Genomic DNA, 25,642 nt, shown 5'->3' on the forward strand with positions numbered 1-25,642 from the left:
TTGGCGAGCAGAAATTTAATTTTAGCGTTTGAATCAAGCTGTGACGAGACCAGTGTGTCCGTAGTAGAAGATGGTCATAAAATTTTGTCTAATATTATTGCCACTCAAATCGACAGTCATCAACGTTTTGGTGGTGTTGTGCCGGAAGTGGCCAGTCGCCATCATATTGAGCAGATCACACGGTGTTTGGATGAAGCCCTAGATCAAGCCAACGTAACCTATGATGATTTAAAGGCGGTTGCTATCACGTATGGACCGGGATTAGTTGGTTCACTATTAGTGGGGGTATCTGCCGCCAAAGCGGTTGCCTGGGCGCACCACTTACCGTTGGTTCCTGTTAATCATATGGCGGGCCACATTTATGCTGCACGGTTTGTGAATGAATTTGTTTTTCCTCAGATGGCGCTACTCGTTTCCGGTGGGCACACTGAGATTGTCTACATGAAGGACGAATACAGTTTTGAAATTCTTGGCGAAACGCGTGATGACGCGGCTGGAGAGGCCTACGATAAAATTGGCCGCGTCCTAGGCGTTTCATATCCAGCGGGGAAAACGATCGATGAGTGGGCTCACGCGGGCCACGATACATTTCATTTTCCGCGTGCAATGGAGAAAGACCACAACTATGACTTTAGTTTTAGCGGTTTAAAGAGTGCATTTATCAATACATTTCATAATGCTGAACAACGTGGCGAAACCCTTGATCGTAATGACTTAGCGGCCAGCTTCCAACAAAGTGTGGTAGATGTATTAGTGGAAAAGACGCTCAAGGCGCTGCAACAGTACCCAGTTAAGCAATTAATTTTAGCTGGGGGTGTGGCTGCCAATCAAGGCCTCCGGGAGCGGCTTGAAGCAGATGTAACGCGTCAATTTCCAACGGTAACCTTGATAAAGGCGCCCTTAAAACTATGCGGTGATAACGCGGCAATGATTGGAGCGGCGGGTGAGGTGGCCTATCGAAAGGGTCAGCGTGCCGATATGAGTTTGAATGCCATGCCGGGATTATCGTTTTAATTAAAAGTAAATAGTAACTGAAAAGCGGTCGTACGCCATATCTCCTGACTAATGGAGATGGGCGTACGACCGCTTTAAATTATTGATCAAGTTCTTCTTGAAATATTTCAAGTGATTCAGCTGCTGTTGTCCAATCCTCTTCAACTTGACCAAGTTGAGCGGTCAAGTGATCGAGTTCCTTTTGTAGATCAGCCAATTTGACACCATCGGAAGCGAGTTCGGGTTGTGCCATTTCGGTTTCAATGGCGGTTTGCCGAGTCTCTAGTTCATTCATTTGAGTTTCGTATTCCTCAACGACACGTGCCAGCTTTCGGAGTTGTTTTTGTTGCTCCTTACTCTGTTGGAAAGATTTTTGGGCGTGCTGTTTTTCAACGGAGACGGTGGTGGTTACGGTATCATCTGCTGCTCCAGCCTGCTTAGCTAGTTCGATCAGGTAATCGTCGTAGTTACCAACAAAATGTTGCGCACCAGTCTGATCGAGTGCCAAAATATCGGTTGCGACTTGATTAATGAAGTAGCGGTCATGCGATACGAAGAGAACGGTACCATCGAATTCATTGATTGCCTGTTCCAAAACTTCACGACTATCAATATCCAGATGGTTAGTGGGTTCGTCTAAAATGAGGAAATTAGCGTGTTCAAATGATAGCTTGGTTAATTGAAGGCGTGCCTTCTCACCACCACTGAGGGCGCTAACAGGTTTAAAAACGTCATCTCCGACAAAGAGAAAACTGCCCAGCAAGGAACGAATATCCTTTTCATCGACGGTGGGATAGTCATCCCAGACTTCTTCAAGGACGGTCTTTTGCGGATGTAAAACTTGTTGCTCTTGATCATAATAACCAATTTGAACATTGGCACCAGTTTTAACACGACCACCAAGTAACGAAATCTTATTTAAAATAGATTTAAGCAACGTCGATTTTCCGACACCGTTAGGGCCAATGATGGCAACGCGTTGGTGTTTTCGGATTTCAAAGTTTACCGGATGGGCCAAGACTTTGTCTGGATAACCGATGGTGGCATCCGCAACATCCAAAACAATATTGCCGCTAGGATGATCGGCACTGAAGGTGAAATGGATGGACGAGTCATCCACCTCTGGACGATCAAGGCGATCCATTTTCTCCAGTTGTTTACGACGTGCCTGAGCGCGTTTCGTGGTTGAAGCCCGCACGATATTGCGGTTAACGAAGTCTTCTAACTTATTAATCTCGGTTTGTTGTTTTTCGTATTGTTTCCATTCCGCTTTTAGGCGTTCTTGCTTATGAGTGGTAAAGGCAGAGTAGTTACCCGAATAATGAGTTAATGTTTGATTTTCGAGATCGAAAACTTCATTGACGATACGATCTAGAAAGTAACGGTCATGAGAAACCAGCAGTAAAGCACCATCGTAGCTTTTCAGGTAATCTTCGAGCCAGGCGAGTACCTGCATGTCCAAGTGGTTAGTCGGTTCATCCAAAATGAGGAGATCGGGTTCTTGGAGCAGGAGCTTTGCGAGTGCAATTTGTGTTTTCTGACCACCAGAAAGGGTATTAATCACGGTTTTGTAGCGATCAGCTTCAAAATGAAACCCGTGGAGCACACTTTTAATTTTAGCTTCATAGGTATAACCGCCGTTTTGAGAAAAGGCATTTTGAACTTGATCGTAGGTATTTAAAACATCTTGGTAGTTAGCAGCTTGGGGATCGAGACTGCTAATTTGTTGTTCGAGTTGTTGAATTTGACGTTCTTGTTGGTGCAGCTTGGCAAAAACGGCATTCATTTCATCCCAGATGGTTTGATCGCTACTGAGTCCCTGGTCTTGTGCCAGGTAACCAATTTGACAATCTTTGCGCATCGAGACATCCCCATCATCGGGCGGGTTAATCCCCGCAATGATTTTGAGCAGTGTCGTTTTGCCGGCCCCGTTCCGGCCAACGAGCGCCACTCGCCCGCGATCTTGAATTTGAAAGTTAATTTTATGAAATAATGTTTCGGCGCCAAAACGGCGCGCCACGTTGTTAGTTTGTAATAGTAGCATTGATTTATTCCTTTATATAGTATAAGTAGAATTGTAGCACAAATTGATGCAATTCCGCTTTGAAACCACGCTTTGTTTTGAAAATCGTTTCACAATGTATTAAATTATGCTAGAATGAGTAAGAGACTGGGATTCACAAAGTAGTTGGGAAGAAGGAGAAAAAATGACAGATCGCAAGATTCCCCGGGCAACGGCCAAGCGGTTGCCGATTTACTATCGTTATTTAAATATTTTATTGAGCTCGAATAAACAACGTGTGTCATCAACGGAACTTTCAGAAGCTATTCAGGTTGATTCGGCCACGATACGTCGTGATTTTTCATATTTTGGTGAATTAGGTAAGCGAGGTTACGGGTACGATGTTAAGGACCTCTTGGACTTTTTCAAAAATATTTTGAACCAAGATAAATTGACGAACGTTGCCCTAGTCGGGGTTGGTAACTTGGGCCACGCGCTCCTTAATTTTAATTTTCATCAAAATGGTAATATGCGGATTAGCGCCGCGTTTGATGTTAATGATGATATTATTAACACGGTTCAAAGTGGCGTACCCGTGTACGCAATGTCGGAGATGAGCAAGCAACTCAAGGAACAACAAATTGATGTTGTTATTTTGACGGTGCCCTCCGAAACTGCCCAGACGGTCACGGACCAACTGGTTGAAGTCGGAATTCGGGGGATCATGAACTTTACGCCGCTCCGATTAGCAGTACCAGCAAGTGTGCGGGTTCAAAATGTCGATTTGACCAACGAACTCCAAACGTTAATTTATTTCATCGATCATTATGGATCATCGGACGATAAAAAATCAGAATAAGATTGCCATAACGGGGTTTTCGCACATCAACGAAAACCTCGTTTTTTTAAGTGGTTATTTCTTGCATTTGGTTCAGAAAATGATATAGTAGATTTTGTGATTAGCACTTGAAGTGTTCGAGTGCTAAAAATATTAAAATTGATGGAGGGATAGACGTGTTAAAACCATTAGGAGATCGCGTTGTTCTAGAAGCTGAACAAGAAGAGGAAAAAACAGTCGGTGGGATTGTATTAGCATCGAATGCTCAAGAAAAGCCAACTACTGCTAAAGTAGTTGCCGTTGGTGAGGGCCGTGTCCTTGATAACGGTGAAAAGCTTGCTCCTTCAGTTAAGGAAGGCGACCGCGTCTTATTTGATAAGTATGCCGGCAGTGAAGTGGAATACGCCGGGGTTAAGTACCTGGTTGTCCATGAAAAAGACATTGTCGCAATCGTCGACTAGTTTGGGAAGACCTAATCAGATCTAATTAATCTTAAACGTTAATTTAAACAATATCTATGAGGTGAAATAAATTATGGCAAAGGAATTAAAGTTTTCTGAAGACGCTCGGGCACAGATGCTTAAGGGTGTTGATAAATTAGCAAACACTGTTAAAACCACAATTGGACCAAAGGGACGTAACGTTGTCCTTGAACAATCATATGGTTCACCAACGATCACTAATGATGGGGTGACCATCGCTAAAGCCATCGACTTGGAAGACCACTTTGAAAACATGGGTGCCAAGTTAGTTTCAGAAGTTGCTTCAAAGACTAACGATATTGCTGGTGACGGAACGACAACCGCAACTGTTTTGACACAGGCGATTGTCAACGAAGGAATGAAGAACGTCACGGCTGGTGCTAACCCTGTTGGAATCCGTCGCGGGATCGAAAAAGCAACTAAGGCTGCTGTTGATGCCCTCCATAAGATGTCACACGACGTCAAGACAAAGGACGACATTGCACAAATCGCATCGATTTCAGCTGCTAACCCAGAAGTTGGCGCATTAATCGCTAACGCCATGGAAAAGGTTGGTAACGACGGTGTCATTACTATCGAAGAATCTCGTGGTGTGGATACAACCTTGGACGTTGTTGAAGGAATGCAATTTGATCGTGGTTACATGTCACAATACATGGTAACTGATAACGATAAGATGGAAGCTGACCTCGACAACCCATACATTTTGATCACGGACAAGAAGATCGGTAACATTCAAGACATTTTGCCATTGCTACAATCAGTTGTTGAACAAAGCCGTTCACTTCTAATTATTGCCGATGATATTACTGGTGAAGCCTTACCAACCCTTGTTTTGAACAAGATGCGTGGCACATTCAACGTGGTTGCTGTTAAGGCACCTGGTTTCGGTGATCGTCGGAAGGCACAACTCGAAGATATTGCCATCCTTACTGGTGGGACTGTCATTACCGATGACCTTGGTTTGAACTTGAAGGACACAACTGTGGCTCAACTTGGTCAAGCTAACAAGGTTACTGTGACAAAGGAAAACACCACGATCGTTGAAGGTGCTGGTGCCAAAGAACAAATTCAAGAACGTGTTGATTTGTTGAAGGGTCAAATTGCTGAAACGACTTCAGACTTTGACAAAGAAAAATTACAAGAACGCTTGGCTAAGTTGGCTGGCGGTGTGGCAGTTGTTCGTGTCGGTGCCGCAACCGAAACTGAACTGAAAGAAAAGAAGTATCGGATTGAAGATGCTTTAAATGCTACTCGTGCCGCTGTCGAAGAAGGCTTTGTGTCTGGTGGTGGTACAGCGCTTGTTAATGCCATTAACGACGTGGCCGCTGTTGAAGCCGAAGGCGACGAAGCTACCGGTGTTAAGATTGTTAAGCGCGCACTAGAAGAACCAGTTCGCCAAATTGCTGAGAATGCCGGCTTTGAAGGCTCAGTGATTGTTGAACACTTGAAGAATGAAAAACCAGGCATTGGTTACAATGCCGCAACGAACGAATTTGAAGATATGGTTGCTGCCGGAATTGTTGATCCAACTAAGGTAACGCGTTCAGCTCTTCAAAACGCAGCTTCCGTTTCTGCATTATTGTTGACGACCGAAGCCGTTGTTGCCGACAAACCAGAAGATAATCCAGCACCTGCTGCACCAGCTGCTGGTGCCGGTATGGGCGGAATGATGTAATTAAGATAGTAAGTAGTTGGAGAAAGTCTGAGTTTTGTACTCAGGCTTTTTTCTGTTTTTGAGGGGTAAAGGGTTGAACTTTGTTTTCGAAAGAGATTAAATCTGTGGTAGTATTCAAAATTTTAATGTAGTACAATGACTGATGATTGTTTTTTAATTGAGGGGAGAATAATTATGTGGCGCTATCTGAAACGCTTGCTAATTGGCAAGCCTTTAAAGACGCTTGATGAAGGCGGCCAACATCTAACTAAATTTAAAGCATTAGCGTTGTTATCATCTGACGCGTTATCATCAGTGGCCTATGGTACTGAACAAATTACGACGGTGTTAGTAACGTTGTCTGCTGCAGCGCTGTGGTATTCATTGCCAATTGCTGCCGTTGTTTTAATTTTGTTGCTTGCAATTACACTATCTTATCGACAAATTATTCATGCTTACCCAAGTGGTGGGGGCGCCTACGTGGTTGCCAGTACCAATTGGGGGCGTGATGGTGGACTCGTCGCGGGAGGCTCATTGCTGGTCGATTACATGTTGACCGTTGCCGTATCGACGACGTCGGCAACTGAAGCGATAGTCTCGGCGGTTCCTGCACTGTACAAGCATTCAGTGATTATCTCGGTGGTCATTGTTTTCTTAATTATGGCAATGAACCTACGTGGAATGAGTGAAAGTGCTAATTTTTTGACAATTCCAGTCTATTTTTTCGTGATCATGATGATTATTATGATCGTTTGGGGCTTCTTTAACATTGTTACCGGCCATATCCAGTATCATGCCCCCGCAGCCGTTGGGAGTGCTGTTTCTGGAATGTCCGCGGTACTCTTTATTCGGGCGTTTTCAGCTGGGTCATCTTCATTGACCGGGGTGGAAGCCATTAGTAACGCGGTACCAAACTTTAATCGACCACGTGCGAAAAATGCGGCTAACACATTGGTTATTATGTGTTTGATTCTTGCCAGCTTCTTCGCTGGGGTCACCTTCCTGAGTTATTACTTAGGAATTATTCCGAATGGTCACGTCACCGTGCTGTCACAGATTGGCTCAACAGTCTTCGGTGGTCATGGCGTTGGCTACTATCTCTTGCAACTATCAACGGCCATGATTTTGGCAGTTGCAGCAAATACAGGTTTCTCGGCGTTCCCAATTTTGGCCTTCAACTTGGCCAAGGACAAGTTTATGCCCCATGCCTTTATGGATCGTGGTGATCGACTCGGGTATTCGAACGGGATTATCGTGTTAGCGTTGGGGGCTGTTGCCCTGATCTTTATTTTCCATGGGAAAACAACGCTGTTAATTCCGCTCTATGCTGTTGGGGTCTTTGTGCCATTCACACTATCACAGTCGGGAATGATTATTCATTGGTTCCGAACGCGCGATGGTTGGTGGTTTGGTAAGTCGCTGATTAACTTAGTGGGCGCATTAATTTCGTTATCGCTAGTTGTTTTCTTGTTCTGGCAACATTTAGCCAACGTTTGGCCTTATTTGATTATCATGCCCATCCTGTTGTACATGTTCCACAAGATTCATGAGCACTACGAGAAGGTGGCCCGTCAATTACGGGTCGCTGGTAAAACACAAGTTCAGATTAAGGACTTTGAGGGTGCTACTGTCATTGTGCTGGTTAGCAACGTGACACGGGTAACGGCCGGGGCCATCAACTATGCCCGTTCAATTGGGGATTACGTCATCGCCATGCACGTTTCCTTCGATGAAAATCCGGGGAAAGAGCATAAAACGGCGAACGAATTTAAGGCTGAATTTCCCGATGTTCGGTTTGTTGATATTCATTCATCGTACCGTTCAATTGCGACACCGACGTTACGGTTTGTTGACGTCATCGCTAAGCGGGCAACGGCCCGTAATTATTCGACGACCGTTTTGGTACCGCAATTCGTGCCACGACGACCATGGCAAATGGCGTTGCATAACCAGACGAGTTTGCGACTTCGAACGTTATTGAATTCACGTGAAAATATTATTGTTTCAACCTATAATTACCATCTAAAAGAATAGTAAAAAAGTGTTCGCACCCAAGCAGTTTTGCAAGGGATGCGGACACTTTTTAATTTTCCGGCTGGTAGGGGACTTCGTTGAATCGGGGATCCCCAATTTGAATGGTGAGTTGATTGTGAAACTGGTTGGTCAAATTTGAAATGATGACGTCACGTTGATCATGATTGACAAAAATAGTCATCGTTACGTCAACGCCGTACTGCTGATCGTGCACAGCAATTTGATCCTGTGCTAGTGCATAGACAACTTGATCGTGCAAATGGTATGGCACTTGAATGATGACAGTATCCTGTAAAATTCGCTGAATGAGGCCAACTTCGTGAATTGCCGCGGCAGCGGTTCCGTTGTAGGCCCGAATTAGGCCACCGGTGCCTAATTTAATCCCGCCAAAATAGCGCGTAACAACGGCAATTGTGTCGTGAACGCCCGTGTGTTGGAGAGCTTGCAAGATTGGCACACCGGCGGTCCCACTTGGTTCACCGTTATCACTCTCGCGTTGAACTTCATCGTGGTCGCCCAATAGGTATGCAAAACAGTTATGGTTAGCTTTAACATGTTGGTTAGAAATCGTTGCGAGGAATTGTTTGGCTTCCGCCTCTGATGAAACTCGACCTAGTGAACAAATGAAGCGGGATTTTTTAATAACTTGTTCAAATGTGTGATTGTCTGCGATGGTTAAGTAAGGCTGATTCATAATGACTCCTTTTAAAATGAAATGGGTGTTAATTATCGTATCTTGTCATTAGAGGTGAACAAGAATGGAAGAATTACTTTATGGTCGTCGACTACTACGACAAGAGTTACCAGCCGAGTTTGTGCCCCCACAGCAAGTTGAAGAGATGGCAACGATGACAATTCAGGACCACGACGTTCGATGCTTGCGGTGTAACACGGTGACCAACAAAACTGAGGCGCTGTTACCTCGCGGCCAATTCTTTTGCCCACAGTGCCTGACACTTGGACGTGTTTCAACCCTGGCCAGTTTTTATCATCTTCCTGAGCCCAACCAGTTTCCGTCAGATCGTCAGCCACTCACTTGGGAGGGAACGTTATCTCCGCTCCAAGAAGCGTGTGCTAGGGAAGTTGACCAGTGTTTAGCACACCATCAAGAACACCTACTGTGGGCGGTGACGGGAGCCGGTAAAACAGAAATGCTGTTTCGTGCGCTTGCAGCGGCTATTCGGCGCGGTGAGCGACTTGCCTTAGCTTCACCACGAGTGGACGTGTGCTTAGAATTGTATCCACGATTGCAACGTGCGTTTGGTCACCAACAAATTTGCTTACTACACGGCCGACAAACCGAACCCTACACCTATCGGCAATTAACGATTTGTACGACACACCAACTACTAAGATTTTACCACGCTTTTGACAATTTGATTGTTGATGAAGTTGATGCGTTTCCATATGCGAGTAATCCACAGTTATATTTTGCCACACAACAGGCGATTAAACCGGACGGTGGTTGCCTATACTTAACAGCTACGCCAGGAAAAGCTTTGCTACAACGGGTGCGGCGGAAACAACTCACGATTAGTTATTTGCCACTTCGTTATCACGGCCATTTGTTGCCCGAAATCAAAGTTCGCCTAGTGCCCAAATGGCGTACTAAATTAGGTCGGCAACGATTGCCGCAGTCGCTGATTGGAGCCATGAAGAAACGACTTAATTCACATCAGCGCTTTTTGTTATTTGTGCCACACGTTGCAGACTTAGCGCCGATTCAAACCGTTTTAGAACGGCAACTGGGAATCCCAGTGACGACGGTGCATGCCGCGGATGATCATCGTCTGGCTAAGGTCCAAGCGATGCGAGACGAGCAAATTAACTTTTTAGTAACGACTTCTATTTTAGAGCGGGGGGTTACTTTTCCAGAGATTGATGTGCTTGTTCTTGGGGCGGACGATGCCGTTTTTTCGACCGCGGCGCTGGTTCAAATTGCGGGCCGCGCGGGGCGCTCGGTATCTCGCCCGACCGGAGATGTCTTATTTTGGGTGGGCAGTGCTGCCCAAAACGTAACTGGGGCACAGCAACAGATTAAATTTGTTAATCGAAAGGGGCGAAGACTACAACGATGAAGTGCTTACTATGTGGTAGTGGCATCAAAAATGAGTTGACATTGAAACAGTTATTAGCTTGGCAGCCAGTTCAAGATCATCAGGTCTGTCAAGTATGCTGGGGACGATTTGAATGGATTACAGGCGCAGCATGTCGCGGCTGTGGGCATCCACAAACGACCACTGAACTATGTGGGCAGTGTCAAGAATGGCAGCAACAAACGGGGTTCTTACTCGTTAACCGGAGTTTACTGCATTACAATGAAGCACTTCATGATTTTATGCAGCAGTACAAGTTTGTGGGAGACTACCGGTTACGCCAAGTATTTGCCGCGCCACTCCAGGCGATGATTGCCACTGTTAGTGCCGATGTTATCGTGCCAATTCCGGTCACCCCGGCCACTTGGAAAGAACGGGGCTTCAATCAAGTAACGGGGATGTTGTCTCATTGTGACTGGAAACCACTAATTGAAACGCGCGCCCATCATAAACAAGAACGACAGTCACATAAAAATCGGCAGGAGCGATTGGCTACCAAGCAACCATTTGAAATGGTGGGGGCGGCATTGGCACAGACACCCATTAATGGGAAAAGGGTGTTATTAGTTGATGACGTGTACACAACCGGACGAACGTTGTATCACGCGGCAGCACTATGTCGGTCGTATCACCCTAGTCAAATTGAAAGTATAACGTTGGCACGCTAAATAATTTGTGAAATCGTTTGCTTTTTCATTGTTTATAAATGCAAACTAATCTATAATAAATGTAAGGATAAATGCAATAGCGATCCTTAGTTTATCAGACAAGTGGATACTTGTACTGAAGGGAGAGATGTTCTATGCTTAAGTTCAACATTCGTGGTGAAAACATCGAGGTTACAGATTCAATTCGCGATTATGTAACTAAGAGGATTAGCAAACTGGAAAAATACTTTGAAAATAGTGTCGAAGCAACGGCACATATTAATTTAAAGGTTTACTCCAATAAGAACGCCAAGGTCGAAGTTACGATTCCATTACCATATCTGACTTTGCGGGCCGAAGAAACTTCACCTGATATGTACAGTAGTGCTGATCTGGTTACGGATAAGCTGGAACGCCAGATTCGGAAATATAAAACAAAGATTAACCGTAAATCCCGTGAAAAGGGATATAAAAATCTTGAGTTTACGCCTAACGAGCAAACCGAAGAACACGGTAATGACGAAGAACTGAAGATCGTTAGGACGAAACAGGTATCTTTGAAGCCAATGGATAATGAAGAAGCTATTTTACAGATGGATATGTTAGGCCATGACTTCTTCGTATTCGAAGATGCAGAAACCAACGGTACCAGCATTGTGTACCGGCGCAACGACGGCCGTTATGGTCTGATCGAAGCAAGCGAAAACTAAGTTAATCATGTAATAGGGCTCGGGGCGATTGATCGCTTCGAGCTTTTTTAGGGCCCGCTTACATTGATTTTTATGGACTTGTTTGTTTTCATTGATCACAAATAATGATAGAATACAATTTGATACTGTAAAATAAATTAAAATCAAGCGTCATATGAGCTATTTTAAGAGATACGAACTGTGTAGAAGGGATTAATAGATGGCAAACATACTTAAAAAATGGATCGAAAGCGATCGCCATGAATTACGCCGCATCAATAAAATTGCCAACAAGGTTGAAGCATTTGCTGACCAGATGGCAAAATTGAGCGATGAACAGTTACAAGCAAAAACAGATGAATTTCGTCAACGTTACCAGCAAGGAGAAACGTTAGATGACCTCTTACCAGAAGCATTTGCAGCTAGTCGGGAAGGTGCTAAGCGTGTCTTAGGCTTGTATCCCTTCCATGTGCAGATCATGGGGGGCATTGTGCTACATGAAGGTAACATTGCTGAAATGAAAACCGGTGAAGGGAAAACCCTGACGGCGACGATGCCGATCTATTTGAACGCAATTAGTGGCAAAGGCGCCCACGTCATTACCGTGAATGAATACTTATCACAACGGGATGCAACCGAAATGGGGGAACTATACAATTGGTTGGGCTGTAGTGTCGGCGTTAACCTTGCCGAAAGTACACCAGATGAAAAACGTGCGGCGTATGCCTGTGATATTACGTATTCCACCAATAGTGAAATCGGGTTCGACTACCTTCGTGATAATATGGCTGTTTATAAAGAAGATCAGGTACAACGGGATCTTAACTTTGCGATCATCGATGAAGTGGACTCCATTTTGATTGATGAAGCCCGGACACCACTGATCATTTCCGGTCCCGGAACGGGAACGTCACAGTTGTACCAACGAACTGATCGGTTTGTTAAAACATTAAAAGAAGAAGACGACTATAAGATTGATTGGGAGTCAAAGACGGTTTCATTAACCGATAAGGGGATTGAAAAGGGCGAAAAGTATTTCAATCTGCAAAACCTATACGATACTGATAATACGGCTTTAACCCACCATTTAGATCAAGCCCTCCGCGCTAATTACATCATGCTTGCTGACAAGGATTATGTGGTTTCAAATGGGGAAGTTTTGATTGTGGATTCGTTTACCGGACGGATCATGGAAGGCCGTCGTTTCTCCGATGGATTACATCAGGCGATTGAAGCCAAGGAACACGTTGAAATTCAAGAAGAAAACAAAACGATGGCGAACATTACCTATCAAAACTTATTCCGGATGTATAAGAAGCTGGCCGGGATGACGGGGACCGCGAAAACGGAACAAGAAGAATTTCGTGAAATTTACAACATGGAAACGATTGCTATTCCGACTAACAAGCCGGTTGCGCGGGTGGATGAACCGGATCTGCTTTATCCAACCTTAAAGAGTAAGTTCGCGGCTGTTACGAAGCGGATTAAAGATCTTCATGAAAAGGGACAACCGATTTTAGTGGGGACCGTAGCCGTGGAAACGTCAGAATATTTGGCCAACTTGTTGGACGAAGAAAATATTCCTCACGTTGTTTTGAATGCCAAGAACCATGCTCGAGAAGCCGAAATTGTTAAAAATGCCGGTCAAAAGGGTGCCGTTACAATTGCCACCAACATGGCTGGTCGGGGAACTGATATTAAATTAGGCCCTGGCGTGGTTGAAGCCGGCGGATTAGCCGTGATTGGGACTGAACGTCATGAATCACGACGAATTGATAACCAACTGCGTGGCCGTTCTGGCCGTCAAGGGGATCCGGGAATTTCACAATTCTACCTGTCTTTAGAGGATGATTTGATGCGTCGCTTTGGTGGCGATCGGATTAAAGCCTTCTTGGAACGCATGAACGTTGACGATGAGGATGCGGTCATTAAGAGTCGCCTTCTTTCCCGGCAAGTGGAATCAGCTCAAAAACGGGTTGAAGGAAATAACTATGATTCTCGGAAGAATGTTTTACAATATGATGATGTTATGCGTGAGCAGCGTGAAATTATTTACAAGGAACGGCAACAGGTAATTACTGAAAAGCAATCCTTGAAAGACGTTCTGATGCCGATGGTGAAGCGGACAATCAAGCGGACGATTGACATGCATACGCTGGGGAGCCAAGCAGAATGGAACTTGGTTGATATTATTGCGTTTGCAGAAGCGGTATTAACCAAACCCGGTGAGTTGACCGAAAATGATTTGAAGGGTCTTTCTCGTGATGAAATGCTTGATAAGATGATGGGCTTTGCGGAGAAGATCTATGCCGAGAAGCAAAAACAGCTTTATGATCCGGCCCAAATGCTGGAGTTTGAAAAAGTAGTTGTTTTGCGGGTGGTTGATTCACATTGGACCGATCACATCGACGCAATGGATCAATTCCGGCAGTCGGTTGGACTACGTGGATATGGCCAACTAAATCCGCTAGTTGAATATCAAACTGCTGGATTCCACATGTTTGAAGAAATGATTGCAGATATTGAGTACGAAGCTACCCGCCTGTTTATGAAGTCGGAAATTCGACAAAATGTTGCACGGTAGTTTGAATAAAGAGGCATAGGGGGAGGAATCTTTCTACGCCTTTTTGTTGCTTTAAATGGAGGAAATTATGGAACTGAGTGAAGTCAAAAAAACAATAGAAGACATGCAACAAGAAGTTGCTAACTTCGGGAGGTCGCTTTGACCTCGATGCGTTAGATGAACGAATTGCCGAAAGCGAAGCACAAATGGCTGAGCCTGGGTTTTGGGATAATGGTGAAAAAGCACAACAACTGATCGAAACGACGAATCAATTAAAGGCTAAGCGGGATAATTTTGTTCACCTTAGTGATGGCGTTGAAGATCTAGAAGTGACATTAAGCCTACTCCAAGAGGAACCCGATGAAGACATGCAACGACAGTTTGACCATGATCTTGAACGGGTGGGTGAGCAGTTGGAGCAGTACCGACTGGAACAGCTGCTGGACGAACCCTATGATGCCAACAATGCGATTTTAGAAATTCACCCCGGTGCTGGTGGAACCGAATCGCAGGACTGGGGTGAAATGTTGCTGCGGATGTATACACGTTGGGCTGGACAACACCAATTTCAAGTTGAAGTCGCTGATTATGAGGCTGGTGATGAAGCCGGAATTAAAAGTGTAACGGTCCTTGTCAATGGGCACAATGCGTACGGATACTTGCGCTCGGAGAAGGGGGTTCATCGGCTAGTTCGAATTTCACCATTTGATGCGGCCGGTCGACGCCATACCTCGTTTGCTTCTGTGGATGTGATGCCAGAATTGGATAACACGACGGAGATTGAAGTCAACAGTGACGATTTGCGGGTAGATGTTTTTCGTTCCAGTGGGGCGGGTGGTCAACACATAAACAAGACGTCGTCAGCTGTCCGGATCACTCATTTACCAACGGGAATTGTGGTTTCGTCACAGGCTCAACGGTCACAGTTGCAAAACCGGGAGACCGCAATGAACATGTTGAAATCTAAGTTGTACCAGTTAGAGGAAGAAAAGAAAGCTAAACAGCGGGCGGCAATTCAAGGAGAACAGATGGATATTGGGTGGGGATCACAGATTCGGTCATACGTCTTTCATCCTTACACGATGGTTAAGGATCACCGAACGAATTACGAGACCCATGATGGAAATGCCGTAATGGATGGTAATTTAGATCCGTTCATTGATGCTTACCTTCAATGGCGGTTGAGTCAAAAAAATCCAGAATAATTAATTTAAAGGTCGCCTATTTTGAAAAAAATAACGATCTTTTTGTTTTCAAGACCAGTTACAAATAGTTGAGATCAATTTAAAAATATCGCTTTCGGTTGCCTTTGTGACGGTAAAACAGTAAGATAAACCTAGTAAATTAAAGGTGGAATAAGTATGGGATCAAGACAAAAAAAGCGGTTAACCCGCTCAGCAAGTAATCGAATGATTGCGGGCGTCATGGGTGGCCTAGGTGACTATTTTGGAATCAATGCAAACTACCTGCGGGTCGCTTTTGTGATATTAGCCGTACTACTACGTGGATTTCCAGGGATTTTAGTGTATCTTCTACTGGCCATTTTAATGCCTGCGGATCCCAATAAAACAAGTTGGACAAGCTTCTTTTCAAATTTTGGTAATCATCAATCGACGCCCGATAAGGGGCAGTCGGGACGGAAAGTTCTGCACGATGTAGATGAAAACGACGATAAGGAGGATAAGTAATTAATGGGGTTTTGGACGAGAATCTGCGTCAACACGGTGCTATTCATTGCAATTGCAGGGTTCCTATCTCAAAGCGGTGCATTTTATGTCACCGGAATCGGGGCGGCCTTTTTGGCAAGTCTTGTATTAGCCGTCTTGAACGCACTAGTACGGCCGATTTTGTTTCTACTGTCACTGCCCATCACGGTAATGACACTGGGGCTATTTAGTATTATTCTTAATGCAGTTATGTTGCAATTAACATCGTACTTTGTGGGCGCTAATAATTTTCATTTTTCGTCATTTGGCGTGTCAATTATTGTCGCAATTATCATTTCAGTATGTAATGCAATTATTTCCAGTCATTTTGTTAACCGACGTGGCTAGCTAGGTGGTTGGTAAGGAGGAGATTATTTTGGCAAATTCAGTAACGGTAGCAGACTTAGTAAAAAACGTACGCATGAAGGTACTACAGGGTGAGGATTATCTGGATCGCCCGGTGACTACTAGCGATATCTCACGTCCTGGACTCGAACTCACGGGATATTTTAAGTATTATCCAGCACCACGAATTCAGTTGTTAGGAATTACGGAGACGTCATTTGCCAAAAATATGACTCACGATGAATTACTGATGGTCATGCGTAAAATGTGTGCACCAGAAACACCAACCTTCGTGGTGTCGACCGATTTACCAGTGCCTGAAGAGCTGAAGCAAGCGGCTGAAGAAACCAAAATTCCTATTTTAGGGACCAAGTTAACTTCTTCCAGAATTTTAAGTAATATGACATTTTACCTGAGTGGTAAGCTGGCTAAGCGGGAATCTGTCCACGGGGTTCTGGTCGATATTAACGGGGTTGGCGTACTGATCACCGGTGATTCTGGTGTCGGGAAAAGCGAAACTGCGCTGGAATTAGTTCGACGGGGGCACCGACTAGTTGCAGATGACCGAGTTGAAGTTTATGCACAGGATGAACAAACACTGGTCGGATCGGCACCCGCTATTTTGGAGCACTTGATGGAAATTCGTGGGATCGGGATCATCGATGTCATGACCCTATATGGTGCGGGCGCGGTTATGCAAGAAGACGATGTCGATCTTATCGTGCACCTAGAAACTTGGGCGCCTGATGTTCAGTTTGACCGTCTCGGTGATCGGGGAGATACCCAACAAATTTTAGACGTGGTGGTACCACGTGTCGCAATTCCAGTTAAAACTGGTCGAAACTTAGCAATTATCATTGAATCGGCGGCCATGAACTATCGTGCTCAAACGATGGGATATGACGCAACCGAAACATTTGATGATAATCTGAATCGGTTGATTCAAGAAAATTCGAAGAAGGACTAACTTTTTATGCTTTCAAATACTGTGGTGGCTGCTCTGAACCCGATCGCACTTCGGTTAGGACCAATCGAAATTCATTGGTACGGTGTGATTATTGCCTGCGCCGTGTTGGTGGCATTGACGTTGTCCGTTCGTGAAGGACAGCGTCGAGGCATTGATCCTGATCATTTTTATGATTACATTTTGTGGGCGTTGCCGATCGCAATTATCAGTGCACGGGCGTACTATGTCATTTTTGAGTGGCCTTATTATTCACAACACACCGGTGAAATTATTGCCGTCTGGGATGGTGGTATTGCCATCTATGGCTCGCTTATCGGTGCGTTTGCGGTGATGTATTTCTTCTGCCGGTACAATCATATTTCGATGTGGACTATGCTAGATGTGGTTGCACCAACGGTTATTTTGGCTCAAGCAATGGGCCGGTGGGGGAACTTTATGAATCAAGAAGCCTTCGGTAAAATTACCAGTAAGGCGTTCTTGATGAGCCTACATTTACCAAATTTAATTATTAATCAAATGTATATTGGTGGGCATTATCGAATTCCCACATTTTTATACGAATCATGCTGGGACCTCCTGGGCTTTATTGTGATTATGTTGATCCGCCATCGTAAACATCTTTTCAAGCGTGGAGAGATTTTCCTCACGTACTTGATTTGGTATTCGGCAGGCCGCTTCTTTATTGAAGGAATGCGGACGGATAGCTTGATGATTGGCAATACATTACGGGTTTCACAGTTATTATCGGTGGTGCTGTTTGTTGGTGCCATCATCATATGGGGTGTTCGTCGCAAAACACGGTCTCACCCATGGTATTTAGATAGTGCCAAGATAAATCGTTGAAGGTTGTGAAAGGGGATTAAGTCATTATGACGGAAAAAGTAGCAGTGCTAGGGGCCGGCTCCTGGGGGAGTATCTTAGCCAATTTATTAGCAGAAAATGGTCACGACGTGATGCTCTGGTCACATAAGGAAGAGCAAGTACGTCAATTGAACGAAGAGCACGTAAACCCTCGGTACATCAAAGATTTTACCTATTCGACAGCCTTGAAAGCTACTAGTGACATGAAATCGGCAGTCGCGGGTGCCGACGTGGTATTGGTTGTGGTACCAACTAAAGCAATTCGAGAGGTCGGAGGCCGACTCGGCCAACTATTAAACGAACTGGGCCAGAAGTCATTGATTGTGCATGCAACTAAGGGGCTGGAGCAACAGACTTATAAACGTCCATCAGAGATGCTTGCTGAAGAGATTCAAGCAGAAAACCGCTCTGGCATTGTTGTTCTATCAGGGCCAAGCCACGCTGAAGACGTTGCTCGACGGGACCTGACTTCTGTCACAGCGGCCTGCAATGATGTTGCCGGTGCTGAAAAGGTGCAACAACTATTTAGTAACGATTATTTCCGAGTATACACAAATGACGATGTTATCGGTGCCGAATTTGGCGCAGCGCTGAAAAACATTATTGCGATTGGGGCCGGCATTATTAATGGGTTAGGCTACCATGACAATGCGAAGGCCGCACTAATTACGCGTGGATTAACAGAAATTCGGCGCTTAGGGGTGGCTTTTGGCGCTAATCCATTTACCTTCATCGGATTATCAGGTGTTGGAGATTTAATTGTGACCGCGACGAGCGTGAACTCGCGGAATTGGCGAGCTGGCAACCAACTTGGTCAGGGAAAATCACTTAAAGAAGTGATGGATGACATGGGAATGGTCATTGAAGGGGTCTATACAACTAAAGCAGCCTACGAACTGAGCCGGCAACGTAACGTTTCAATGCCAATTACGGAGGCCATTTATCAGGTTTTGTATGAGGGAGCCGACGTCAAAACGGCGATTAACGGATTAATGCAACGTGAAGTAACTTCTGAAGTTGAATAGGATATCGACTTATAAGAGACGAAAGGAATTAGCAACACGATGAAAAAAGTAAGAAAGGCCGTTATTCCAGCTGCTGGACTTGGAACCCGTTTTTTACCAGCAACTAAGGCACTTGCCAAAGAAATGCTACCAATTGTAGATAAGCCGACAATTCAATTTATTGTTGAAGAGGCGCGTAAATCGGGAATCGAAGATATTGTGGTTGTTGACGGAAAGAGCAAGCGCTCAATCGAAGATCATTTTGATTCTAATCCTGAGTTGGAATCCAACTTGGAACAAAAGCGTAAAGATGCCATGCTTAAAATGGTGCAGGAAACAACGGATATTAATTTATATTTCATTCGGCAATCTCATCCACGCGGTTTGGGGGATGCTGTACTAACTGCTAAGGCGTTTATTGGTGACGAACCCTTCGTAGTGATGCTTGGGGATGATCTGATGGAAGATAAGGTACCACTTACACGCCAACTGATGGATAGTTATCGTGATACTGGGGCCTCCACGCTGGCCGTTATGAAGGTGCCACATGAAGATACCGCAAAATATGGTGTCATTAATCCGACTAACGTTTTTAAACCCGGTCTTTACAATGTTGCTAACTTTGTTGAAAAACCGAATCCGGCTGATGCACCCAGTGATCTGGCCATTATTGGCCGCTATTTGCTGACGCCCGAAATTTTTGATGTGCTGGAAAAGACGGCGCCGGGCAAGGGTGGCGAAATTCAACTGACAGATGCCATTAATACGCTAAATAAGACGCAACGGGTTTTTGCCCGCGAGTTTAAGGGTGCCCGCTATGACGTTGGCAACAAGTTTGGGTGGATTCAAACGAACATCGAATACGGGTTAAAACACCCTGAAGTTAAGGATCAATTACGTGAGTATCTCAAACAATTGAGTGCCCGGTTGGTTGATGAGGATCAAAATAATCAGTAAACTAAACGGTGTTTCGAGTTCGCGAAACGCCTTTTTGTTTGTGAGAACGAATGAAGGACATTCACTTACTTTTTGAAACAAAACATTAGACAAACGAGCTGTTTCAGTGTATCTTATACGCATTATCGAAATTAATGAGGAGGGCTTGAATTATGGCCAAAAATTATGACGTCATTGTGATTGGGGCAGGCCCCGGTGGAATGACAGCGGCACTATATGCGTCACGTGCAAACTTATCAGTATTAATGCTTGATCGGGGTGTGTATGGCGGTCAAATGAATAACACGGCAGCAATCGAAAACTATCCTGGTTTCAAATCAATTTTAGGACCTGATTTATCGAAGGAAATGTATGATAGTGCCACGCAGTTTGGGGCCGAATACGCCTTTGGAACGGTGGAAAAAATCGAAGACCATGGTGCAACCAAGATGGTAACCACCGATATGGAAACGTACGAAACGAAGGCTATCATTATTGGTACGGGTTCAGAATATAAGAAGCTCGGTGTCGATGGCGAGGAACAGTACGGTGGCCGTGGCGTTTCGTACTGCGCGGTCTGCGACGGTGCCTTTTTCAAAAATAAACATGTGATCGTTGTTGGTGGTGGTGATTCCGCGATCGAAGAAGGCCTTTATTTGACCCAACTTGCGGATAAGGTAACGGTTATTCACCGGCGCGATCAATTACGTGCTCAGAAGATTATTCAAGATCGGGCATTTTCCAACGATAAGATGGATTTTGTTTGGAATAGTAATGTTGTTGCCATTGAGGGTGACGAGCAAAAGGTGACCGGCGTCAAAGTTAAGAACAACCAAACTGGTGAAGAAACGCAACTTGATGCGAGCGGCGTCTTCATTTATGTTGGTGTATTACCAATGACCACACCATTCCAAAACTTAGGCATTTTAGACGATCAAGGCTGGATTGAAACGGATACTCAGATGGCAACTAAGGTTCCTGGCATCTTTGCAATTGGGGATGTTCGTGATAAAAAGTTGCGTCAAATTACAACGGCTGTTGGCGACGGTGGTGTCGCTGGACAGGGTGTTTTCAACTACATTGAAAGCTTAAAAGCACAAACAGCGCGTGCATAAGAAATACAAGTAGCTCCGGTAAAAACTTACCGGAGCTATTTTTTGGTTTTCCTTTCACCTAAAAATAGAGTGCGGTATACTGAGAGAGATAAAAGAAACGGATGGGGGAAACTAGTTGTGAGTTGGAAAGAAACTTATCAAACTTGGTTAAACGAATCAAATCTTGAAGCTGGATTAAAGCAGGAACTCGATCAACTAGCTGGTCAGGATGATCGGTTAGAAGACGCTTTTTACGCACCATTATCGTTTGGTACGGCAGGAATGCGGGGATTACTTGGTCCTGGTATTAATCGAATGAATATCTACACAGTGCGCCAGGCAACTGAAGGGCTTGCCAGTTTTATGGACACGTTGGATCAGCAGGTGAAAGATCGCGGTGTTGCAATTAGTTTCGATTCACGGCACCACTCACAGGAGTTTGCCCATGAAGCAGCACGGGTACTGGGCCAACATGGTATTAAGAGCTTTGTGTTTGAAGGCTTACGCCCAACACCAGAGTTGTCCTTCACAGTTCGTCATCTGAAGACGTATGCTGGTATCATGATTACTGCTAGCCATAACCCAAAGGAATATAACGGGTATAAGATCTATGGCGAAGATGGTGGTCAAATGCCACCGAAGGAATCAGATTTAATTACAAGTTATGTTCGGAAAGCCACGGATTTGTTTGCTATTCCGGTGGCAGACGAAGCACAATTGAAGGCTGACCAAACCATGACTATTATTGGTGACGATATTGATCAAGCCTACTTAGAAAACGTCAAGACGGTCACCATTAATGCCGACCTAGCCCGTGAAGAGGGCAAGGATATGAAGCTGGTCTTTACACCATTGCACGGAACTGGACAAATGTTGGGTGAAAAGGCATTGCAAAATGCTGGTTTCACGAATTATGAGATCGTACCACAGCAAGCTAAGCCTGATGGCGACTTTCCAACGGTTACGAAACCTAATCCAGAGGATGCAGCTGCATTTGACTTGGCGATTGCGCTTGGTAAGCAAGTTGACGCTGATGTTTTAATCGCCACTGATCCCGATGCGGATCGTTTGGGGACGGCTGTTCGCCAACCAAACGGTGAGTATCAACTGTTAACTGGCAACCAAATTGCTTCTGTCCTGTTACACTACATTTTGGAGGCACACAAACAGGCGGGCGATTTACCAGCCAATGCTGCTGTAGTAAAGTCGATCGTTTCAACTGAATTTGCCACTAAGATTGCTAATAGCTACGGTGTTGAAATGATCAATGTGTTAACAGGTTTCAAGTACATTGCCCAACAAATTGAGCATTTTGAGGCGACCGGAGAACACACCTACATGTTTGGCTTTGAGGAAAGTTACGGTTACTTGGTTAAACCATTTGCACATGATAAGGATGCCATTCAGTCTTTGGTCTTGTTAGCTGAAGTGGCAGCCTACTACCGCCACCAGGGCAAGACGTTGTACGATGGGCTGCAAGAGTTATTTAAGGAATATGGTTATTTCCGTGAAAAGACAATTTCACAGTTGTACGAGGGTGTTGGTGGTCCCGAGAAGATTAAAACCTTGATGAAGAAATTCCGGGAAGAAGCGCCAACCGCCTTTGCTGGTCATCAAGTGGTGACGACCGAAGACTTTAGTCAGCAAACCACTACGACTAATGGTAAGACGACCGAATTGTCCTTACCGGTGGCTAATGTGTTGAAGTACATCTTGGATGACGGAACCTGGATTGCAATTCGGCCATCCGGTACGGAACCTAAATTGAAGTTTTATGTTGGGACGAATGCCGATTCATTGGCGGCTGCTAACCAAAAATTAGCCGACTTTGAAGCAGCACTCACTCAATTTATTGCATAATAATTACATGAGATGTCTGGGATAATGGTGTCCCAGACATTTGTGTATCTGGGAGGAATTTATAATGGGGATGCATCAATATTTAAAAAGTTTAAGTAATTTGGAAATGATGAACCGGGCACCCGGATACTTTAAGTTAGAAAAGCATACGGTAGCGGCACACTCGTTTAAGGTCGCCCAAGCAGCCCAGATGCTCGGAGATATTGAAGAGAATGCGGGGCATACCGTTGATTGGCGAGCATTGTACGAAAAAGCACTGAATCATGATTACACTGAACGGTTTATTGGCGACATCAAAACACCGGTTAAGTATGCAACACCGGAATTACGCCAAATGTTAGCCGATGTAGAAGAATCAATGACTGAAAATTTCATTGAAGATGATATTCCCGCCGAGTTTCAAGCGGCCTATCGCCGGCGCTTTTCCGAAAGTAAAGATGACACACTGGAAGGAAAAATTTTATCGGTAGCTGATAAAATTGATTTAATGTACGAATCCTTTGGTGAAATTCAAAAGGGCAATCCAGAAACGGTGTACGTTGATATTTATCGTGAAAGTCTAAAAACAATGATGGATTTTCGTGAATTAGCGAGTGTGCAATATTACTTGCATGAAATTTTGCCTGATTTGATTGAAGACAGTGCCGGTGATCGGGATCAGTTGCGATCGATCACGAACCAAATTGTTGAAAATCAAGCAAAGTAAGCAAGTGACTAGACGAATGCATGTTCGTGTGATAGTATGAATGGACATGTGAACGATTAAAATAATTAAAAAAATAGAGACGGTTTCAAAGTGTTGATTGAATGACAGGACCGTTTCTTTTGCTATGCTAGTGTCGCGCAATGAGGAGGTAACAGTTGTGATTTATCGTCAACCAGATCGTAAGTTTGATTTAGTTTCACCCTATCAGCCAACCGGTGATCAGCCGAAAGCAATTGAGGAATTAACAAAGGGACTTGAGGATGGGACTAAGTCTCAAATCTTGCTTGGTGCAACTGGGACGGGAAAAACATTTACAATTTCTAACGTTATCAAAAATGTTAATCGACCGACTTTGATTTTGTCGCATAATAAAACATTAGCTGGACAACTATACGGTGAATTTAAGCAATTTTTCCCGAATAATGCCGTTGAATACTTTGTGAGTTACTATGATTACTATCAACCCGAGGCCTATGTTCCTTCAAGTGATACGTATATTGAAAAAGATTCTTCAATTAACGATGAAATTGATAAACTACGGCATTCCGCGACGAGCTCTCTTTTGGAACGTAACGATGTGATTGTCGTGGCGTCAGTTTCCAGTATTTTTGGGTTAGGGGATCCACGTGAATATCGGGATCATGTTTTGTCATTACGGGTCGGTATGGAAATTGAGCGTAATCAGCTACTCACTGATTTAGTTGATATTCAATTTGAACGGAATGATATTGATTTTCAACGGGGCCGCTTCCGTGTACATGGGGATGTTGTGGAAGTCTTTCCCGCCTCGCGAGATGAGCGGGCCCTTCGAATCGAATTCTTTGGGGATGAGATTGACCGAATTCGAGAAGTAGATGCCTTAACGGGTGAAGTCATCGGTGATCGTGACCACGTCTCAATTTTCCCAGCCACTCACTTCATGACAAATGAAGATATGATGGAGCAGGCGATTGACGGAATTGAAGCGGAACTAGAAGATCGTCTAAAAGTATTAAACGATTCTGGAAAGCTATTGGAAGCCCAACGCCTTAAACAGCGAACAACATACGATATTGAAATGCTTCGTGAAATGGGATATACATCAGGAATTGAAAACTATTCTCGGCATATGGATGGGCGCCAGCCTGGTGAACCACCATATACACTACTGGACTTCTTTCCAAAGGATTTTTTGATGATTGTTGATGAATCCCATCAAACGATGCCACAGGTTCGAGGCATGTACAACGGTGACCGATCACGAAAGCAAATGTTGGTAGACTATGGATTTCGCTTACCAAGTGCGTTGGATAACCGGCCGCTAAAGTTGAAAGAGTTTGAGCAACATGTTAATCAAATCATCTACATGTCGGCCACTCCTGGTCCGTACGAAGAAGAGCAAACGGATCATGTTGTGCAACAAATTATTCGACCAACCGGTTTATTGGATCCTACGATCGAGGTTCGGCCGGTGATGGGACAAATTGATGATTTAGTTGGTGAAATTAATGCGCGTATTGAGCGTAATGAACGGGTCTTTATTACGACATTGACTAAAAAAATGTCTGAGGATTTAAGTGATTACTTAAAGGATCTGGGGCTCAAGGTCAAGTACCTGCATAGTGACATTAAGACGTTGGAACGAACTGAGATTATCCGTGACTTACGTCTTGGCAAATTTGATGTCTTGGTTGGAATTAATCTGTTGCGGGAAGGGTTAGATGTTCCTGAGGTATCCTTAGTTGCAATCTTAGATGCGGATAAGGAAGGCTTCTTGCGTAATGAACGGTCGCTGATTCAAACAATTGGACGGGCAGCCCGAAATGAAAATGGGCACGTGATTATGTACGCAGATCATGTTACGGATTCGATGCAGGCGGCGATGGATGAAACCCAGCGTCGGCGTGAAATTCAAGAGCAGTACAACCAGGACCATCATATTACGCCGCACACCATTAAGAAGGACATTCGTGAGGCGATTACGGTTACCAAAGAAACCGATGATAGTGGTCAAAAGGATGACTTTACGGAACAGGACTTTGCCGATATGGCTAAGGATGACCAAAAGGAAATGGTGCACCAACTTGAAGAGCAGATGAAGGCGGCTGCTAAACGGCTGGATTTTGAACAAGCAGCCACTCTTCGAGACACGGTGATGGAACTGAAGACACAGATGGATTAAT

Annotated in this window: 22 protein-coding genes; 20 read left to right on the top strand and 2 right to left on the bottom strand. The window is 44.5% G+C overall.

Features of this window, described 5'->3' with window-relative positions:
- Complete coding sequence (tsaD, locus tag FC26_RS10865; protein WP_057780529.1) at positions 1-1,014, top strand: tRNA (adenosine(37)-N6)-threonylcarbamoyltransferase complex transferase subunit TsaD; 1,014 nt, start codon at positions 1-3, stop codon at positions 1,012-1,014.
- Between the two features lie 79 nt (positions 1,015-1,093).
- Here the strand turns inward: tsaD and FC26_RS10870 are convergent, their stop codons facing one another.
- A complete protein-coding gene (locus tag FC26_RS10870; RefSeq protein WP_057780531.1) occupies positions 1,094-3,037 on the bottom strand; it encodes an ABC-F family ATP-binding cassette domain-containing protein in 1,944 nt (647 codons plus the stop codon).
- Positions 3,038-3,200: 163 nt separating this feature from the next.
- Between FC26_RS10870 and FC26_RS10875 the strand changes: the two genes are divergently transcribed.
- The 4 genes from FC26_RS10875 to FC26_RS10890 all read left to right on the top strand — a co-directional run bounded on the left by FC26_RS10875 (position 3,201) and on the right by FC26_RS10890 (position 8,006).
- Positions 3,201-3,854, top strand: coding sequence for a redox-sensing transcriptional repressor Rex (locus FC26_RS10875; RefSeq protein WP_057780533.1), 654 nt, complete (start codon positions 3,201-3,203; stop codon positions 3,852-3,854).
- Positions 3,855-4,009: 155 nt separating this feature from the next.
- Positions 4,010-4,294, top strand: coding sequence for a co-chaperone GroES (groES, locus tag FC26_RS10880; RefSeq protein WP_057780535.1), 285 nt, complete (start codon positions 4,010-4,012; stop codon positions 4,292-4,294).
- Positions 4,295-4,367: 73 nt separating this feature from the next.
- Positions 4,368-5,993: a chaperonin GroEL gene (groL, locus tag FC26_RS10885; RefSeq protein WP_057780539.1), complete on the top strand. Its 1,626-nt coding sequence runs from the start codon at positions 4,368-4,370 to the stop codon at positions 5,991-5,993.
- A gap of 174 nt (positions 5,994-6,167) precedes the next feature.
- Complete coding sequence (locus FC26_RS10890) at positions 6,168-8,006, top strand: APC family permease (protein ID WP_057780542.1); 1,839 nt, start codon at positions 6,168-6,170, stop codon at positions 8,004-8,006.
- 49 nt (positions 8,007-8,055) lie between these two features.
- On the opposite strand, the gene FC26_RS10895 is transcribed toward FC26_RS10890, so the two are convergent.
- The gene (locus FC26_RS10895) at positions 8,056-8,700 is read right to left on the bottom strand and encodes a YigZ family protein (RefSeq protein WP_057780544.1); all 645 of its coding nucleotides are present in this window, start codon (positions 8,698-8,700) and stop codon (positions 8,056-8,058) included.
- A gap of 64 nt (positions 8,701-8,764) precedes the next feature.
- Here FC26_RS10895 and FC26_RS10900 point away from each other — a divergent pair, with 64 nt between their 5' ends.
- The 15 genes from FC26_RS10900 to uvrB all read left to right on the top strand — a co-directional run bounded on the left by FC26_RS10900 (position 8,765) and on the right by uvrB (position 25,641).
- Positions 8,765-10,084, top strand: coding sequence for an ATP-dependent helicase ComFA (locus FC26_RS10900; RefSeq protein WP_057780547.1), 1,320 nt, complete (start codon positions 8,765-8,767; stop codon positions 10,082-10,084).
- Entirely contained in the window at positions 10,081-10,770 is a 690-nt protein-coding gene (locus FC26_RS10905; protein ID WP_057780550.1) for a ComF family protein, read from the top strand. The genes FC26_RS10900 and FC26_RS10905 overlap by 4 nt, the downstream gene beginning before the upstream one ends.
- Positions 10,771-10,904: 134 nt before the next feature.
- Positions 10,905-11,459, top strand: a complete 555-nt coding sequence (gene hpf, locus FC26_RS10910; RefSeq protein ID WP_057780553.1) for a ribosome hibernation-promoting factor, HPF/YfiA family — start codon at positions 10,905-10,907, stop codon at positions 11,457-11,459.
- Between the two features lie 199 nt (positions 11,460-11,658).
- Positions 11,659-14,022 carry a preprotein translocase subunit SecA gene (gene secA, locus FC26_RS10915; protein WP_057780555.1) on the top strand — a complete coding sequence of 788 codons (2,364 nt, stop codon included), beginning with the start codon at positions 11,659-11,661 and terminating at the stop codon, positions 14,020-14,022.
- A gap of 67 nt (positions 14,023-14,089) precedes the next feature.
- A protein-coding gene (prfB, locus tag FC26_RS10920) for a peptide chain release factor 2 (RefSeq protein ID WP_157061202.1) occupies positions 14,090-15,206 on the top strand; the annotation gives its coding sequence in 2 pieces (ribosomal slippage) (positions 14,090-14,161 and positions 14,163-15,206; 1,116 coding nt in all).
- A gap of 156 nt (positions 15,207-15,362) precedes the next feature.
- Positions 15,363-15,689, top strand: coding sequence for a PspC domain-containing protein (locus FC26_RS10925; protein ID WP_083483844.1), 327 nt, complete (start codon positions 15,363-15,365; stop codon positions 15,687-15,689).
- Positions 15,690-15,692: 3 nt separating this feature from the next.
- A complete protein-coding gene (locus tag FC26_RS10930) occupies positions 15,693-16,055 on the top strand; it encodes a phage holin family protein (RefSeq protein ID WP_057780561.1) in 363 nt (120 codons plus the stop codon).
- 28 nt (positions 16,056-16,083) lie between these two features.
- Entirely contained in the window at positions 16,084-17,019 is a 936-nt protein-coding gene (gene hprK, locus FC26_RS10935; RefSeq protein ID WP_057780565.1) for an HPr(Ser) kinase/phosphatase, read from the top strand.
- A gap of 6 nt (positions 17,020-17,025) precedes the next feature.
- Entirely contained in the window at positions 17,026-17,862 is an 837-nt protein-coding gene (gene lgt / locus FC26_RS10940; protein WP_057780568.1) for a prolipoprotein diacylglyceryl transferase, read from the top strand.
- A gap of 26 nt (positions 17,863-17,888) precedes the next feature.
- Entirely contained in the window at positions 17,889-18,905 is a 1,017-nt protein-coding gene (locus FC26_RS10945; RefSeq protein ID WP_057780571.1) for an NAD(P)H-dependent glycerol-3-phosphate dehydrogenase, read from the top strand.
- A gap of 39 nt (positions 18,906-18,944) precedes the next feature.
- A complete protein-coding gene (gene galU / locus FC26_RS10950) occupies positions 18,945-19,841 on the top strand; it encodes a UTP--glucose-1-phosphate uridylyltransferase GalU (RefSeq protein WP_057780574.1) in 897 nt (298 codons plus the stop codon).
- Between the two features lie 152 nt (positions 19,842-19,993).
- Positions 19,994-20,935, top strand: coding sequence for a thioredoxin-disulfide reductase (gene trxB, locus FC26_RS10955; protein ID WP_057780577.1), 942 nt, complete (start codon positions 19,994-19,996; stop codon positions 20,933-20,935).
- A gap of 117 nt (positions 20,936-21,052) precedes the next feature.
- Positions 21,053-22,774, top strand: a complete 1,722-nt coding sequence (locus FC26_RS10960) for a phospho-sugar mutase (protein WP_057780580.1) — start codon at positions 21,053-21,055, stop codon at positions 22,772-22,774.
- A 64-nt stretch (positions 22,775-22,838) separates the two neighbouring features.
- Positions 22,839-23,480, top strand: a complete 642-nt coding sequence (locus FC26_RS10965) for a YfbR-like 5'-deoxynucleotidase (protein ID WP_057780585.1) — start codon at positions 22,839-22,841, stop codon at positions 23,478-23,480.
- A 124-nt stretch (positions 23,481-23,604) separates the two neighbouring features.
- A complete protein-coding gene (gene uvrB / locus FC26_RS10970) occupies positions 23,605-25,641 on the top strand; it encodes an excinuclease ABC subunit UvrB (protein WP_157061203.1) in 2,037 nt (678 codons plus the stop codon).
- The last annotated feature ends 1 nt before the right edge of the window (position 25,642 follow it).

The sequence above is a fragment of the Paucilactobacillus vaccinostercus DSM 20634 genome (assembly GCF_001436295.1).
GTDB lineage: Bacteria > Bacillota > Bacilli > Lactobacillales > Lactobacillaceae > Paucilactobacillus > Paucilactobacillus vaccinostercus.